This window comes from Paraburkholderia kirstenboschensis (assembly GCF_032806925.1).
Classification (GTDB): domain Bacteria; phylum Pseudomonadota; class Gammaproteobacteria; order Burkholderiales; family Burkholderiaceae; genus Paraburkholderia; species Paraburkholderia kirstenboschensis.
The window spans coordinates 722,816-737,948 of the sequence record NZ_CP136513.1; the positions used below are offsets into that span (position 1 = coordinate 722,816).

The 15,133-nt window shown below is 64.9% G+C and carries 8 protein-coding genes; 5 read left to right on the forward strand and 3 right to left on the reverse strand.

What is annotated here, in order from left to right:
• Window positions 1-39 precede the first annotated feature (39 nt).
• The 4 genes from smc (at window position 40) to def (ending at window position 7,796) form a co-directional block, all read left to right on the forward strand.
• Window positions 40-3,558, forward strand: a complete 3,519-nt coding sequence (gene smc / locus RW095_RS25890; RefSeq protein ID WP_317021697.1) for a chromosome segregation protein SMC — start codon at window positions 40-42, stop codon at window positions 3,556-3,558.
• A 117-nt stretch (window positions 3,559-3,675) separates the two neighbouring features.
• On the forward strand, window positions 3,676-5,007 hold the full coding sequence (locus RW095_RS25895) for a cell division protein ZipA C-terminal FtsZ-binding domain-containing protein (protein WP_317021698.1): 1,332 nt from the start codon (window positions 3,676-3,678) through the stop codon (window positions 5,005-5,007).
• Between the two features lie 192 nt (window positions 5,008-5,199).
• Window positions 5,200-7,266, forward strand: coding sequence for an NAD-dependent DNA ligase LigA (ligA, locus tag RW095_RS25900; protein ID WP_317021699.1), 2,067 nt, complete (start codon window positions 5,200-5,202; stop codon window positions 7,264-7,266).
• Window positions 7,263-7,796 (forward strand): peptide deformylase, encoded by a 534-nt coding sequence (gene def, locus RW095_RS25905; protein WP_128590576.1) that lies wholly within the window; start codon window positions 7,263-7,265, stop codon window positions 7,794-7,796. Before ligA ends, def begins: the two co-directional genes overlap by 4 nt.
• Window positions 7,797-7,940: 144 nt before the next feature.
• Here the strand turns inward: def and RW095_RS25910 are convergent, their stop codons facing one another.
• The 3 genes from RW095_RS25910 to map all read right to left on the reverse strand — a co-directional run bounded on the left by RW095_RS25910 (window position 7,941) and on the right by map (window position 13,748).
• Window positions 7,941-10,205, reverse strand: coding sequence for a pseudouridine synthase (locus RW095_RS25910; RefSeq protein WP_317021700.1), 2,265 nt, complete (start codon window positions 10,203-10,205; stop codon window positions 7,941-7,943).
• Window positions 10,206-10,328: 123 nt separating this feature from the next.
• Window positions 10,329-12,908 carry a [protein-PII] uridylyltransferase gene (locus tag RW095_RS25915; protein ID WP_317021701.1) on the reverse strand — a complete coding sequence of 860 codons (2,580 nt, stop codon included), beginning with the start codon at window positions 12,906-12,908 and terminating at the stop codon, window positions 10,329-10,331.
• Between the two features lie 30 nt (window positions 12,909-12,938).
• The gene (gene map / locus RW095_RS25920; RefSeq protein WP_317021702.1) at window positions 12,939-13,748 is read right to left on the reverse strand and encodes a type I methionyl aminopeptidase; all 810 of its coding nucleotides are present in this window, start codon (window positions 13,746-13,748) and stop codon (window positions 12,939-12,941) included.
• A 472-nt stretch (window positions 13,749-14,220) separates the two neighbouring features.
• Here map and rpsB point away from each other — a divergent pair, with 472 nt between their 5' ends.
• Window positions 14,221-14,973 carry a 30S ribosomal protein S2 gene (rpsB, locus tag RW095_RS25925; protein ID WP_006048672.1) on the forward strand — a complete coding sequence of 251 codons (753 nt, stop codon included), beginning with the start codon at window positions 14,221-14,223 and terminating at the stop codon, window positions 14,971-14,973.
• Window positions 14,974-15,133 lie beyond the last annotated feature (160 nt).

Here is a 15,133-nt window from a genome sequence, read left to right on the forward strand (position 1 = left end):
GCCACCTATTTTTTCTCCCTTTCAAACAGCGAAATCGCCGTGCGTCTGACCTCGATCAAACTCGCTGGATTCAAGTCATTCGTCGATCCCACGCATTTCCAGGTTCCGGGCCAGCTAGTCGGCGTGGTCGGACCCAATGGATGCGGCAAGTCCAACATCATCGACGCCGTGCGCTGGGTGCTCGGCGAATCGCGCGCCTCGGAGCTGCGCGGCGAGTCGATGCAGGACGTGATCTTCAACGGCTCGACTGCGCGCAAGCCGGGCAGCCGCGCCAGCGTCGAACTCGTGTTCGACAACGCCGACGGGCGCGCCGCCGGGCAGTGGGGCCAGTATGCCGAGATCGCCGTGAAGCGCGTGCTCACGCGCGACGGCACGTCTAGCTACTACATCAACAATCTGCCGGCGCGTCGCCGCGACATTCAGGACATCTTCCTCGGCACGGGTCTCGGCCCGCGCGCCTACGCGATCATCGGTCAAGGCATGATCGCGCGCCTGATCGAAGCGAAGCCCGAAGAACTGCGCGTCTTTCTCGAAGAAGCCGCGGGCGTCTCCAAATACAAGGAGCGCCGCCGCGAGACGGAGAACCGTCTGCACGACACGCGTGAGAATCTGACGCGGGTCGAGGACATCGTCCGCGAACTGGGCACGAACCTCGAGAAGCTCGAAGCGCAGGCGGTGGTCGCCACGCGCTACAAGGAACTGCAAACCGACGGCGAAGAGAAGCAACGCCTGTTATGGCTGCTGCGCAAGAACGAGGCCGGCAGCGAGCAGGAACGTCAGCAGCGCGCCATCGAACAGGCGCAGATCGACCTCGAAGCGCAAACCGCGAAGCTGCGCGAAGTCGAAGCGCAACTCGAAACGCTGCGCATCGCGCATTACTCGGCGAGCGACGCCATGCAGGGCGCGCAGGGCGCACTCTACGAAGCGAATGCCGAAGTGAGCCGGCTCGAAGCCGAAATCAAGTTCATCGTCGAATCGCGCAACCGCGTGCAGGCGCAAATCGCTGCGCTGACCGCGCAGCGTGAACAGTGGCAATCACAGGCTGAAAAAGCGCAGGGCGATCTCGAAGACGCCGAGGAGCAACTCGCCGTCGCCGAAGAAAAGGCCGCGCTCGCCGAAGAAGAAGCCGCCGCGAAGCACGACGCACTGCCCGCGCTCGAAGCACGCTGGCGCGATGCCCAAGCCGAACTGAACGCGGAGCGCGGCGGCATCGCGCAGACCGAACAGGCACTCAAGCTGGAAGCGGCGCACCAGCGCAATGCCGATCAGCAGTTGCAGCAGTTGCAGCAGCGTCACGAGCGGCTGAAGGCGGAAGCAGGCGGCCTCGACGCACCCGACGAAGCACAGCTCGAAGAGTTGCGCATGCAACTCGCGGAGCACGAAGAGATTTTGCACGACGCGCAGACGCGCCTTGCCGATGCGCAGGAAACGCTGCCGCGTCTGGACGCCGAACGGCGTGCCGCCCAGGAGCGCGTGCAGGCGGAAAGCGCGCAGATCCATCAGCTCGACGCACGCCTTGCCGCGCTCAAGCAGTTGCAGGAAAACGTCCAGACCGAAGGCAAGATTCAGCCGTGGCTCGAAAAGCACGAGCTGGGCGGCCTGCCGCGACTCTGGAAGAAGCTGCACGTCGAGCCCGGTTGGGAAGCCGCGCTCGAAGCCGTGCTGCGCGAGCGGCTCGCCGCGCTCGAAGTATCGAATCTCGACTGGGTCAAGGCGTTCGCTACCGACGCGCCGCCGGCCAAGCTCGCCTTCTACGCACCGCCTGTCGCCGGCCAACCGGTCGCCGCGGCGCCCGCTCTGCGGCCGCTGCTGTCGCTCGTTCGTATCGACGACGCGGGCATCCGCGCGGTGTTGAACGACTGGCTCGGCCTTGCGTTCGTCGCCGACGATCTGCAGCAGGCGCTCAGCATGCGCTCGCAATTGCCGGAAGGCGGCTCGTTCGTCGTGAAGGCGGGGCACGTGGTGACGCGCGTCGGCGTGCAACTGTATGCCGCCGATTCGGAACAGGCCGGCATGCTGGCCCGTCAGCAGGAAATCGAAAATCTCGCGCGTCAGGTGCGTGCACAAGCCCTGCTCGCCGACGAAGCGAAGGCTGCCGCGATTCGCGCCGAAGCCGCGCACACGCAAGCGGCGCAGGCGCTGACCGACGTGCGTCAGCAGGCCGAGCGGGCGACGCAGCGCGTGCACGCGTTGCAACTCGACGTGCTCAAACTCACGCAGGCGCACGAACGTTACACGCAGCGCAGCACGCAGATTCGCGAAGAGCTCGAAGAGATCAACGCACAGATCGAAGAGCAGCGCGCGATGCGTGCGGAATCCGAAGCGAATTTCGAGCGTTACGACGGCGAACTCGCGGAATTGCAGGCGCGTTTCGAAGACCATCAACTGGCTTTCGAGGCGCTCGACGAAGCGCTTACCGCGGCACGCGGCGAGGCACGCGATCTCGACCGGGCCGCGACCGACGCGCGCTTCGCCGCGCGCAACATGGCGAACCGCATCGACGAATTGAAGCGCAGCATTCAGGTCGCGCACGAACAGAGCGAGCGCGTGGCGGCGTCGCTCGAAGATGCACGCGCCGAACTCGAAACCATCAACGAACAGACCGCTCACACGGGCTTGCAGGACGCGCTCGACATTCGGGCGGTCAAGGAAGAGGCGTTGCACGCCGCGCGTCTCGAACTGGACGACCTGACTGCCAAGCTGCGCGCCGCCGACGAAACGCGCCTCACCGCCGAGCGCGCGCTGCAACCGCTGCGCGACCGCATCAACGAATTGCAACTGAAGGAACAGGCCGCGCGGCTGAACGGTGAGCAGTTCATCGAGCAACTGGCGGCAGCGGGCGTCGACGAGGCGGAGCTGCAGGCGAAGCTCACGCCGGACATGAAGCCGTCGTATCTGCAGGGCGAAGTCACGCGCATCAACAACGCGATCACCGCGCTCGGTCCAGTCAACATGGCCGCGCTCGACGAACTCAAGGCGGCCACCGAGCGCAAGTCGTTCCTCGACGCACAATCGGCCGATTTGACGAGTGCGATCGAGACGCTCGAAGACGCAATCCGCAAGATCGACGCGGAAACGCGCACGCTATTGCAAGGCACGTTCGACGAAGTGAACCGTCATTTCGGCGAACTGTTCCCGCGTCTCTTTGGCGGCGGCCAGGCGAAGCTGATCATGACCGGCGACGAGATTCTCGACGCCGGCGTACAGGTGATGGCGCAGCCTCCGGGCAAGAAAAATTCGACGATCCACCTGCTGTCGGGCGGCGAAAAAGCGCTGACCGCAACCGCGCTCGTGTTCGCGATGTTCCAGTTGAATCCCGCGCCGTTCTGTCTGCTCGACGAAGTGGACGCGCCGCTAGACGACGCCAACACCGAACGTTTCGCAAACCTGGTACGCGCGATGTCGGACAAAACCCAGTTCCTTTTCATCTCGCACAACAAGATCGCGATGGAAATGGCGCAGCAACTGATCGGCGTGACCATGCAGGAGCAGGGCGTGTCGCGCATCGTTGCCGTCGACATGGAAACGGCTGCGGGTTTCGCCCAGAATATCGTTTAAGTTTTCGTTTGAATCAAGGAAGCGCGGGCGCCCGAGTTCAGCGCTGCGGCCAGTGGCCGCGCGATACGTGGGGCGGGCGAGAGGCCGCGCAGATAAAGAATTGCTGATGGAGCATGCATGGACGAGTTGACACTCGGTTTGATCGGCGCGGGTGCCGTGGTGGTCGGGGGCGTGGTCGTGTACAACGCGTGGCAGGGTGCAAAGGTGCGCCGCAAGATGCCGCGGCCCATGCCCGCGGACGCCGCGGAGAATTTTGCGCGTGACGACCATCAGGAGCAGAGCCCGTTCATCGAACCGGCTCGGCCCACTACGCGCCGCGAGCCGGTAGTGGGCGCGGAGTCGTCTGCCGATACGGCGTCGTCCCGCGTCGAGCCGACTTTTGGCGTGCCGGTAGGCGCCGCGCCGCTTGATACGCCGGCCGACATTCAGGCCGAGACGACCACACCGAACGGCTATCTGTCAGACGGCGACGATGCCGAGGTTGAAGGCGGCACTAAGGGCGGAGCAGGTGCCGACGCCGACAAGGACGCAGTGGCGGCAGCAGGTCAACAACCCGCGAGCAACACCTCACGCGAAGCCGACGAACAGATCGAGCCGATTCTGCCGGCTGCCACGACGATTTCGTCCGCGCCGCCGGCCATCGTCGATCGCCGCATCGACTGCATCGTGCCGATTCGTCTGAACGGACCGGTTGCGGGCGACAAGGTGATTCCGCTTGCGCAGCGGCTGCGCCGCGCCGGCAGCAAGCCGGTGCATATCGAAGGCAAGCTGGAGGGCGGCGCGTGGGAGTTGCTGCAAAACGGCGCGCGTTATGAAGAGTTGCGCGCGGCCGCCCAGCTGGCCAATCGCAGCGGTGCGCTGAACGAACTCGAGTTCTCCGAGTTCGTGACGGGCGTGCAGCAGTTCGCCGACGCAATCGACGCATCGCCGGAATTTCCCGACATGCTCGAAACAGTCGCGATGGCGCGTGAACTCGACGGTTTCGCCGCGCAGTGCGACGCGCAGTTGTCGATCAACGTGCTCTCCGACGGCGCGCCCTGGTCGGCCAATTACGTGCAAGCCGTGGCATCGCAAGACGGCTTGCTGCTCTCGCGCGACGGCACGCGCTTCGTCAAGCTGGACGCGCGCCAGAGTCCGGTGTTCATGCTGCAATTCGGCGACACGAACTTCTTGCGCGACGACCTCACGTACAAGGGCGGCCAGATGATCACGCTGGTGCTCGACGTGCCGGTGGCCGACGAAGACATCTTGCCGTTCCGTCTGATGTGCGACTACGCGAAGTCGCTGGCGGAGCGCATCGGCGGGCGGGTGGTGGACGACGGCCGTCGTCCGTTGCCCGAGACCGCATTGCTCGCCATCGAAAAGCAGTTGATGACGCTTTACGCGAAGCTCGAACAGGCCGGCATTCCTGCAGGCTCGCCGGCCACGCGGCGTTTGTTCAGTCAGTAACCGCTGCGTTTCCAGACGCCTTCAGAACGACAACGGCCGCGCGATGCGCGGCCGTTGTCGTTCTGAAGCGTCGCGGCGCCGACTTTCGCATGCTCGCGCTCAGGTCTGCAAGCTGGCCATTCGGCCGATGTAAAGGGGCACGCTTCCTGCGATAATCCAGTGTCCAATTTCACTGAAGAAGCGCCCCACAGCATGGCTCGAACTCCCGCCTCAGATCCAGCAACCAGCGCTCCGGCCGAGCGGGCCGCGTGGCTGCGCGCGGAACTCGAACGCGCCAATTACGCGTACTACGTGCTCGACCAGCCTGACTTGCCGGACGCGGAGTACGACAGGCTGTTCAAGGAACTGGAGAGCATCGAGGCGGAGCATCCCGATCTGATCGTCCCCGATTCGCCCACTCAGCGCGTGGGTGGCGAGGCGGCGAGCGGATTCGAGCCGGTCGTCCACGACCAGCCCATGCTGTCACTGAACAACGGTTTCGCGGACGAAGACATTCTCGCGTTCGACAAGCGCGTGGGCGACGCACTCGGCAACAATGCGAAGGAGCCGCCGGTGCCGGTCGACTACGCAACCGAGTTGAAGTTCGACGGCCTCGCGATCTCGCTGCGCTATGTCGACGGCGTGTTCGTGCAGGCCGCCACGCGCGGCGACGGCACGACTGGCGAGAACGTCACTGAAAACGTCCGCACGATCCGCTCGATTCCGCTGAAACTCAAGGGCAAGCGCGTGCCGCACATACTCGACGTGCGCGGCGAAGTGCTGATGTTCAAGCGTGACTTCGAGCGTCTGAACGAACGCCAGCGCGCCGCGGGTCACAAGGAGTTTGCCAATCCGCGTAATGCCGCGGCGGGCAGCCTGCGTCAGCTCGATTCGAAAATCACCGCGCAAAGGCCGCTGTCGTTTTTTGCGTATGGCATCGGCGTGCTCGAAGGCGTCGAGATGCCGGCCACACATAGCGAACTGCTCGACTGGTACAAGGAACTCGGCTTGCCGGTCAATGCGGAGCGCGCGGTCGTGAAGGGCGCCGAAGGTCTGCTCGCGTTTTTCCATGCGGTCGGTGAGAAGCGCGACAAGCTGCCGTACGACATCGACGGCGTGGTGTACAAGGTCAACCGGCGCGACGAGCAGGACGCGCTCGGCTTCGTGTCGCGTGCGCCCCGTTTCGCGCTCGCGCACAAATTCCCGGCGCAGGAAGCGTTGACGAAACTGGTCGCGATCGACGTGCAGGTCGGGCGCACCGGCGCGATCACGCCGGTGGCGCGCCTCGAGCCCGTGTTCGTCGGCGGCGCGACGGTCACGAACGCCACGCTGCATAACGAAGACGAGGTGCGTCGCAAGGACATCCGTATCGGCGACACCGTGATCGTCCGGCGCGCGGGCGACGTCATTCCGGAAGTGGTGAGCGCGCTCATCGACCGTCGCCCAAATGACGCGCACGAATTTGTGATGCCCACGCATTGTCCGGTGTGCGGCTCGAACATCGAGCGGCTGCCCGATGAGGCGATTGCGCGTTGCACCGGCGGCCTGTTCTGTCCGGCGCAGCGCAAGCAGGCGCTGTGGCACTTCGCGCAGCGGCGCGCGTTGGACATCGACGGGCTGGGCGAGAAGATCATCGACCAACTGGTAGAACAGAACCTGGTTCGCACGCCCGCCGATCTGTTCAACCTGGGCTTCTCGACGCTCGCAGAGCTCGACCGTTTCGCCGACAAGTCCGCGCAGAACCTGCTCGACTCGCTCGAGAAGGCCAAGCACACTACGCTTGCCCGTTTTATCTACGCGCTCGGCATCCGCCATGTCGGCGAATCCACGGCGAAAGATCTGGCGAAGCACTTCGGCTCGCTCGACCCGATCATGGAAGCTTCGGTGGAAGAATTGCTGGAGGTGAACGACGTTGGGCCGGTCGTCGCCGAATCCATTCACCAGTTTTTCGCCGAAGAGCATAACCGTACGGTGATCGAGCAGCTGCGCGCGCCGGGCAAGGTCACGTGGCCCGAAGGGCCGCCCGCGCCGAAGGCGCCGCAGGGCATGCTGGCAGGCAAGACCGTCGTGTTGACGGGCACCTTGCCGAGTCTCGCCCGCGAAGAGGCCAAGGAAATGCTCGAAGCGGCCGGTGCGAAAGTGGCCGGCTCGGTGTCCAGGAAAACAGACTATGTGGTGGCGGGGGCCGAAGCAGGCAGCAAGTTAGCGAAGGCCGAGGAACTCGGCATTCCCGTACTCGACGAAGATGGTATGCGTAAGCTCCTGGAGGGGCAGTTATGATCCGCGAAATTCTCAAGATGGGCGATCCGCGCCTGCTGCGCATTGCCGATCCGGTCGATCACTTCGACACGCCGCAATTGCATGAGCTCGTGAAGGACATGTTCGAGACCATGCACCACGCGAACGGGGCGGGGCTCGCCGCGCCGCAGATTGGCGTCAATCTGCAGGTGGTGATCTTCGGGTTCGGCAGCAACGAACGCTATCCGGATGCGCCGCCGGTGCCGGAAACGGTGCTGATCAATCCGACCGTCACGCCGGTTTCGCTCGATATGGAAGAGGGTTGGGAGGGCTGCCTGTCTGTTCCGGGCCTGCGCGGCGCGGTCAGCCGCTTTTCGATGATCAAGTATCACGGCTTCGACCAGTACGGCACGCCGATCGACCGCGTCGCCGAAGGTTTTCATGCGCGCGTCGTACAGCACGAATGCGATCACCTGATCGGCAAGCTGTATCCGATGCGGATCACCGACTTCGCCAAGTTTGGCTATACAGAAGTGCTGTTTCCGGACATGGATCCGAATATCGACGATTGATGCGGCCGTTCGTCGATGCCGCGCGGCGGTAATAAAAAACCCACGCAATTGCGTGGGTTTTTTGTTGGGCCGCTACGGCGCTCGATGCGCTTCAAGATCGCGCGAAGCGGTCGATCGTGAAGCCTCTGAGCTTGCTGGCGGGCGTCAGAACGACTCGTCCGCTGCGAGGTAGCGCCACTGCCCGGGCGGTAGCGCGCCAAGCATCACACGGCCCATACGTACACGTTTAAGGCCAATCACTTCAAGGCCGACCAGTTCGCACATCCGGCGAATCTGGCGCTTTTTTCCTTCGCGCAACACGAAGCGCAACTGCTCGCCGTTTTGCCAGTTGACCTGCGCGGGCTTGAGCGGCACGTCGTCGAGCGAAAGACCGTGGCACAAGAGCGCGAGGCTTTCTGGCGGAAAGTGATTTTCGACGTCGACTGTGTGCTCGCCGTAGGCGACGCGCACCAGGTATTCCTTGTCGATCTCGGAATGGCCGCCGATTAGCTGCTTGGCGATGCGGCCGTCCTGCGTCAACACCAGCAAGCCTGTCGAATCGATGTCCAGACGCCCGGCCGGCGCGAGCTGACGCAGATGCGCGACTGAGAAGCGAATGTCCGAGTGGTCGCCTTCCCAGCGATTCTCCGGCGTGACGAGCGTGATGGCCGGCTGATAGCCGTCTTCTGCCTGGCCCGACACGTAGCCGACAGTCTTATGGATCAGCACCGTGACCTGGCTTGCTTGCACGGCCTCGGCAGCGGGATCGATCTCGATCCGCTGATCGGGGCGAACCTTCGTGCCTAGCGTGTCGATCCGTTCGCCGTCGACGAGCACCCAGCCTTTCTCGATCCATTCGTCGGCTTCGCGGCGCGAGCACAGGCCCAATTCGGACATGAGCTTGGACAGGCGCAAGGTGCCGGGCGCATCCTCGATATCGCGACGCGGCGTGCGCGGGGCAGCTTCTGCGTGCGGGCGGTGTTCGGCCGGAGCGGCGCCGCGCGGCTTGCTGGCTCGCGCGGGGCGGTCGCCGGTGAAACGGCGTTCGGCGGCCGGTGCCTTGTCGAAGTTGCGCGCCGGCCGTTCCGCACGGTCCGTGCGCGTCGCGGCGCGGTCGCCGAATTCGCGGCGAACCGGTGCGCGTTCGCCTCGTTCGCCTCGTTCGTCGCGAGGCGCGCGGGCTGGACGATCGGCCTGGTCGCCGTAGCCGCTCTTGACGGGCTTTGCAAAGCTTCGCTCGCCGCGCTCGCCCTCTACGCGTCGAGGCGCGCTGTCGCTGCGCGGTCCGCGCTCGCCGCCGCGGCGCTCTTGCGAGGCGCCACGGTCTGCGCCGAAGCGGGGGCGGTCGGAAGCCTCGCGTTCACCGCGCATCGGACGCTCGCCGCGCTGGCCGCCTTCCGAGGGACGGCCTGCTCCCGCTCGCGGGCCGCTGAACGGACGGCGTTCGCCGTCGTCCCGGCGCGGTGTCCGATTGCCGTCGAAGCTGCGCGGGGCGCCGCGATCCGCGTTTCCTTCGAAGCGGCGGGGCGCGCGGTCGGTGCTGCCCGAGCGATCCTCGAAACGGCGTGGGGCGCGTTCAGCGCGTTCGCCGCCCGGGCCACGGGGCGACCGTTCGCTGTTACCCGCACGGTCTTCAAAGCGGCGAGGCGGGCGGTCGGTGCCGCCCGTGCGACCTTCGAAACGGCGTGGGGCGCGTTCAGCGCGTTCGCCGCCCGGGCCACGGGGCGACCGTTCGCTGTTACCCGCACGGTCTTCGAAGCGGCGAGGCGGGCGGTCGGTGCCGCCCGTGCGATCTTCGAAACGGCGTGGGGCGCGTTCAGCGCGTTCGCCGCCCGCGCCACGGGGCGACCGTTCGCTGTTACCCGCACGGTCTTCAAAGCGGCGGGGCGCGCGGTCGGTGCTGCCCGCGCGATCTTCGAAACGGCGTGGGGTGCGTTCAGCGCGTTCACCGCCAGCGCCACGGGGCGCACGCTCGGCACCACCGGTCCGATCCTCAAACCGGCGCGGGGCGCGTTCGGCACGCTCGCCACCACCAGTCCGATCCTCAAAACGACGCGGCGCGCGTTCACCGCGCTCGCTGCCAGCGCCACGAGGCGCCCGCTCGTCGCCAGCCGCGCGATTGTCAAACCGGCGCGGCGCGCGCTCTCCACCATCTTCAAATCTGCGCGGCGCGCGCTCACCACCTTCACGCCGCGGACCACGCTCGCCGCTTCCTTCAAAGCGCCGCGCAGGCGCGCCCGCGCCCTCGCGGCGCGGCGGCCGGTCAGACGTCGCGCGCCGTGCGCCGCCGGCTCCGCCCGCTTCGCGCTCGCGGGAAAACGAGCCTTCCTCGCGGGGTGCACGCGGCGCACGCCCGCCCGCGCCAGCCGGACGCTTGGCGCCGGACGACGTGCTCGCGCCTTCGCCCCGCGGGCCGCTCGGGCCAGCCATCGACGATTTCGGTCCTGCCGGCCGTGTCGGCTTACGCGCCGACGTGCTGCCGCTACGGACAGGGGCGCGTTCGGACGAAACCGGCCGCGGGTGCTTGGCTGTTAATTTGACTCGCATGAAATCTCACACTGCAATCGCGCGCAGCAGTTCCGTCTCGACCTGAATTTGCAGGCGGTTGTCCGACAGACCGTGTCCATCCAGCAGAAACACGTCTTCGACGCGTTCGCCGAGCGTGTTGATCCGCGCCGACGCGACGCCGACCCGGTGTTCGGCCAGCACGCGCGCGATCGAATAAAGAAGGCCTGGCCGGTCGTTCGCCGACACGGACAGGATGTAGTACTGGCCGCGCTCGTCGGCCCGAAGATCGACGCGCGGTGTAACAGGGAAGGTCCGCGACAGCCGCGACAAACGGCCCTTCGACGGCCCCGGGAGCCAGGTGCCGTCGCCGGTGAGGCGCGCGGTCAGTTCCTGCTCGACGAGATTGGCAATGTCGCGATAATGCACGTCTTCTTCGGTATGCGCGACGAGGAAATTATCCAGCGCATACCCGTGACGCGTGGTGCTGACCCGCGCATCGAGCACCGACAGGCCGTTGCGGTCGAAATACGCGCAAATGCCGGCGAACAGATCCGGCTGGTCCTTCACATACACGAGCACCTGAAGCGCTTCGCCGATCGGCGAAGGACGGGCGCGAACGATCGGCGTGGGCGTCTCGACGTAACGGTAGAGCACGCGCGTTTGCCATGCGATGTCCGCAGCGTCGTGGCGCAGAAAGTAGCCGACGTCGAGCTTGTCCCACAGCGCTTTCTGCGCGCCTTCCGGCACCGTCTCGAGGCGCAGCAGCGCGAGCGCCTCTTCCTGACGCGACTCCAGTTCCGAATGCGCGTCCGGCCGCGCGCCGCCGAGCACTGCGAGCGTCGCGCGGTACAGGTCTTCCAGCAGCTTGCCCTTCCACGTGTTCCAGACTTTCGGACTGGTCCCGCGGATGTCGGCCACCGTCAGCAGATACAGCGCGGTCAGACGGCGTTCGTTGCCGACCAGTTCAGCGAAACGCTTGATGACCTCCGGGTCGCTCGTGTCCTGCTTCTGCGCGACCTGGCTCATGGTCAAATGCTGCTGCACCAGCCAGACCACCAGGTCGCCATCTTCGCCCTCGATGCCGTGATTGCGGCAGAAACGCCGCGCGTCGGCCATGCCGAGCGTGGAGTGGTCGCCGCCGCGACCCTTGGCGATATCGTGAAACAGCGCCGCGACGTACAGCACCCATGGCCGGTCGAAGCCCACGATCAACTGGCTGCAGAACGGATACTCATGCGCGTGTTCGGCGACCGCGAAGCGCCGCAGATTGCGCAGCACCATCAGAATGTGCTGGTCGACGGTGTAGACGTGATACAGGTCGTGCTGCATCTGTCCAACGATGCGCCGGAAGTTGAGCAGGTAGCGCCCCAGCACGCTCGTCTGGTTCATCAGCCGCAACGCGTGCGTGATGCCGGCCGGCTGCTTCAGGATGTCCATGAAAAGGCGCCGGTTTTCCGGATCGCGCCGCCAGTGCTGGTCCATCACCTCGCGCGCGTTGTAGATGGCGCGCAGCGTGCGCGCCGACAGACCCTTGACGCCCGGCGTCTGCTCGTACAGCAGGAACGCTTCGAGAATCGCGTTCGGTTCGCGCTGGAACAGATCGTCGCTCGCGATTTCGAGCATGCCCTGCTTTTCGACGAAGCGGTCCGACAGCACCCGCGTAATACCGCTCGTGCTCGGGAAAAGCTGCGCCTCGATGTTCTGGATCAGAATGGTGGCAAGCTGCGTGACCGCCTTGGCCGCCCAGTAATAACGGCGCATCAGCTGTTCGCTCGCGCGCTTGGTGGCGGTGGGCTTGTAGCCGAAACTTTCCGCCACCGGCGTTTGCAGGTCGAACACCAGAATATCCTGACGACGCCCGGCGGTGACGTGCAACCTGGCGCGCAGCGACTTCAGGAAGCCTTCGTTGCGCCGCAGTTCCTGCGCTTCGCGCTCCGTGATCAGGCCGCGCGCTTCGAGTTCGCGCCAACTGCTGCCGAAACCGGCCGCCTGGGTGATCCACAGAATCAGCTGAAGATCCCGTAGCCCGCCCGGGCTTTCCTTGATGTTGGGCTCCAGCGCGTAAGGCGTGTCCTGAAACTTGGCGTGGCGCTGGCGCATTTCCAGCACTTTGGCCTGGAAGAATGCTTTGGGGTCGAGCGCCTCGCGATAACGCTTTGCGAAGTCGTCGAACAGCGCCGCGCTGCCCGTAATGCGCCGCGCTTCAAGCAGCGACGTGCGCACGGTCACGTCGTTGGCGGCTTCTTCGAGACACTGCGAAACGCTGCGCACGCTGCTGCCGAGTTCCAGCCCGAGATCCCACGCGAGGCTGATGAAGCGCTCGATGCGCGCTTCCAGGTGCTCGAGCGGCGCATCGGGGAGCAGCACGAGGATGTCGATGTCCGAATGCGGCGCCAGTTCGCCGCGGCCATAACCGCCCACTGCGACCAGCGCAAGATCGGCGGGCAGTTCGCAGGTGTTCCAGGCGGCGCGCAGGGAGTCGTCGGTAGTGCGCGAAAGCGCCGCCATCAACGCTTCCACGTTGGTGGCGGTCTTGAAGCGTTCCAGCAACTGGGCTTTGGCCACTTTGTAGTCCGCCTTGAGCGACCTGGCATGGGACGGGGCGACGGCTGGAACACTACTCATGGGCGGCTGGCGGTCAGGGGGCGAAATCGGTCAGGCCGTGGCGGCGACCACCGGCGGGCGCGCGGGCGTGCCGGCGGAGACGGTCAGGACGTCGTAGCCGGTTTCCGTCACGAGCACCGTGTGCTCCCATTGGGCCGAGAGACTGCGGTCCTTGGTCTTGACCGTCCACTGGTCGGGCATGGTGCGGATGTCGCGGCGGCCGGCGTTGATCATCGGCTCGATCGTGAAAATCATGCCGGCTTGCAGTTCGAGCCCCGTGCCGGGACGGCCATAGTGCAGAATCTGCGGGTCTTCATGGAACACCGTGCCGATCCCGTGGCCGCAATATTCGCGCACCACGCTGTAGCCTTGCGCCTCGGCGTGCTTCTGGATCGCATAGCCGATGTCACCGAGATGAGCACCCGGGCGCACCTGGTCGATGCCGAGCCACATGCACTCGAAAGTGGTCTGAACGAGCCGTTTGGCAAGAATCGAACCCTCGCCCACGATGAACATCCGGCTCGTATCGCCAAAATAGCCGTTCTTGATCACCGTGATGTCGATGTTCAGCGCGTCGCCATTTTTCAGCGTCTTGTCGCCGGGAATGCCGTGGCAGATCACGTCGTTGACAGAAATGCAGGTGGCCTTGGGGTAGGGCGGATAGCCGGGCGGCTGATAGTTCAGCGGCGCGGGGACCGTGCCCTGTTCCTTCAGCATGTACTCGTGGCATAGGCGGTCGAGTTCGCCGGTCGAGACGCCGGCGGCGACGAACGGCGTGATGTAATCGAGCACTTCGCTCGCAAGTTTGCAGGCGACGCGCATTTGCGCGATATCGTGTTCGTTTTTGAGCGTGATAGCCATGAGTCGGGCCTGAAATGCGATTTATTCCGGGATTATCGCACCATATTCCCGGTACCGCAGCGTTTTGGCGGTCGTCAGACGGCTTTTGCGCCAGGAGCGGTGCCGCGCCGTTCATGGCTTTGAAGTGGCGCGCGATGTGGCGGGAAGCGTCCGGGTGCAACCCGCGGCAGGGAGCGGGAGCCACCAGGCAGGTTGAGTCGGCCGATAGTCGCATGCTATAATCTTTGGCTAAGTCGATCCCCCTCTTGCCACTGCCTGACGATAGTAAGGCAGCGTTCAAGCAGATCAGGTTGACGCTTCCCATGGCGCTTGCTGCCCGGGCCACGGGAAGAAGCAGTACCAGCAGTATCGGGCAGCAGACTCGCAAGCCGGCGCACCCAGGGTGTTCGCGGCGCGTAGCCAGGCAAGACTTGACCTGGCGGCGCGGCGGATACGGCAGCCGGCTTAAGACCCAACCCTCGCGGAGATTTTCATGGCAGTTACCATGCGTCAAATGCTGGAAGCCGGTGTCCACTTCGGTCACCAAACGCGCTTCTGGAACCCGAAGATGGCCCCCTTCATTTTCGGTCATCGCAACAAGATTCACATCATCAACCTCGAAAAGACGCTGCCGATGTACAACGACGCGCTGAAATACGCGCGTCAACTGGCGGCGAACCGCGGCACGATCCTGTTCGTCGGCACGAAGCGTCAATCGCGCGACACGATCGCTCAGGAAGCGCAGCGCGCCGGCATGCCGTACGTCAACGCACGCTGGCTCGGCGGCATGCTGACCAACTTCAAGACGCTGAAGGTTTCGATCAAGCGCCTGAAGGACATGGAAGCAGCGCTGGAAGCAGGTGAAACGGAACGCATGAGCAAGAAGGAAGCGCTTCTGTTCGAACGCGAAATGGCCAAGCTGCAAAAGTCGATTGGCGGCGTGAAGGACATGGGCGGCATTCCGGACGCGATTTTCGTGGTCGACGTCGGCTACCACAAGATCGCCGTCACCGAAGCTAACAAGCTCGGCGTGCCGGTCATTGCAGTGGTCGATACGAACCACTCGCCGGAAGGCATCGACTACGTGATCCCGGGGAACGACGACGCCAGCAAGGCCGTCGCTCTGTACGCGGCTGGCGTGGCTGATGCGATCCTCGAAGGCCGCGCCAATGCGGTCAACGAAGTGGTGCAGGCTGCACGCGGCGACGACGGCGACGAGTTCGTCGAGGTCAACGCGGAAGCGTAAAGCTGCCCCGTGTCCGGCAAAAAAGGGGGCTTTCTACAGGCCCCCTTTTTTTAAGTCGCGACGTCGCAGCGGGGCGCTGTCTCTGGTTGGGGCGGTGCCCGACGCGTTATCCGCAAAAAATGCGCATAACGCTGAAACGAATTCTTGCCGCCGGTATCGA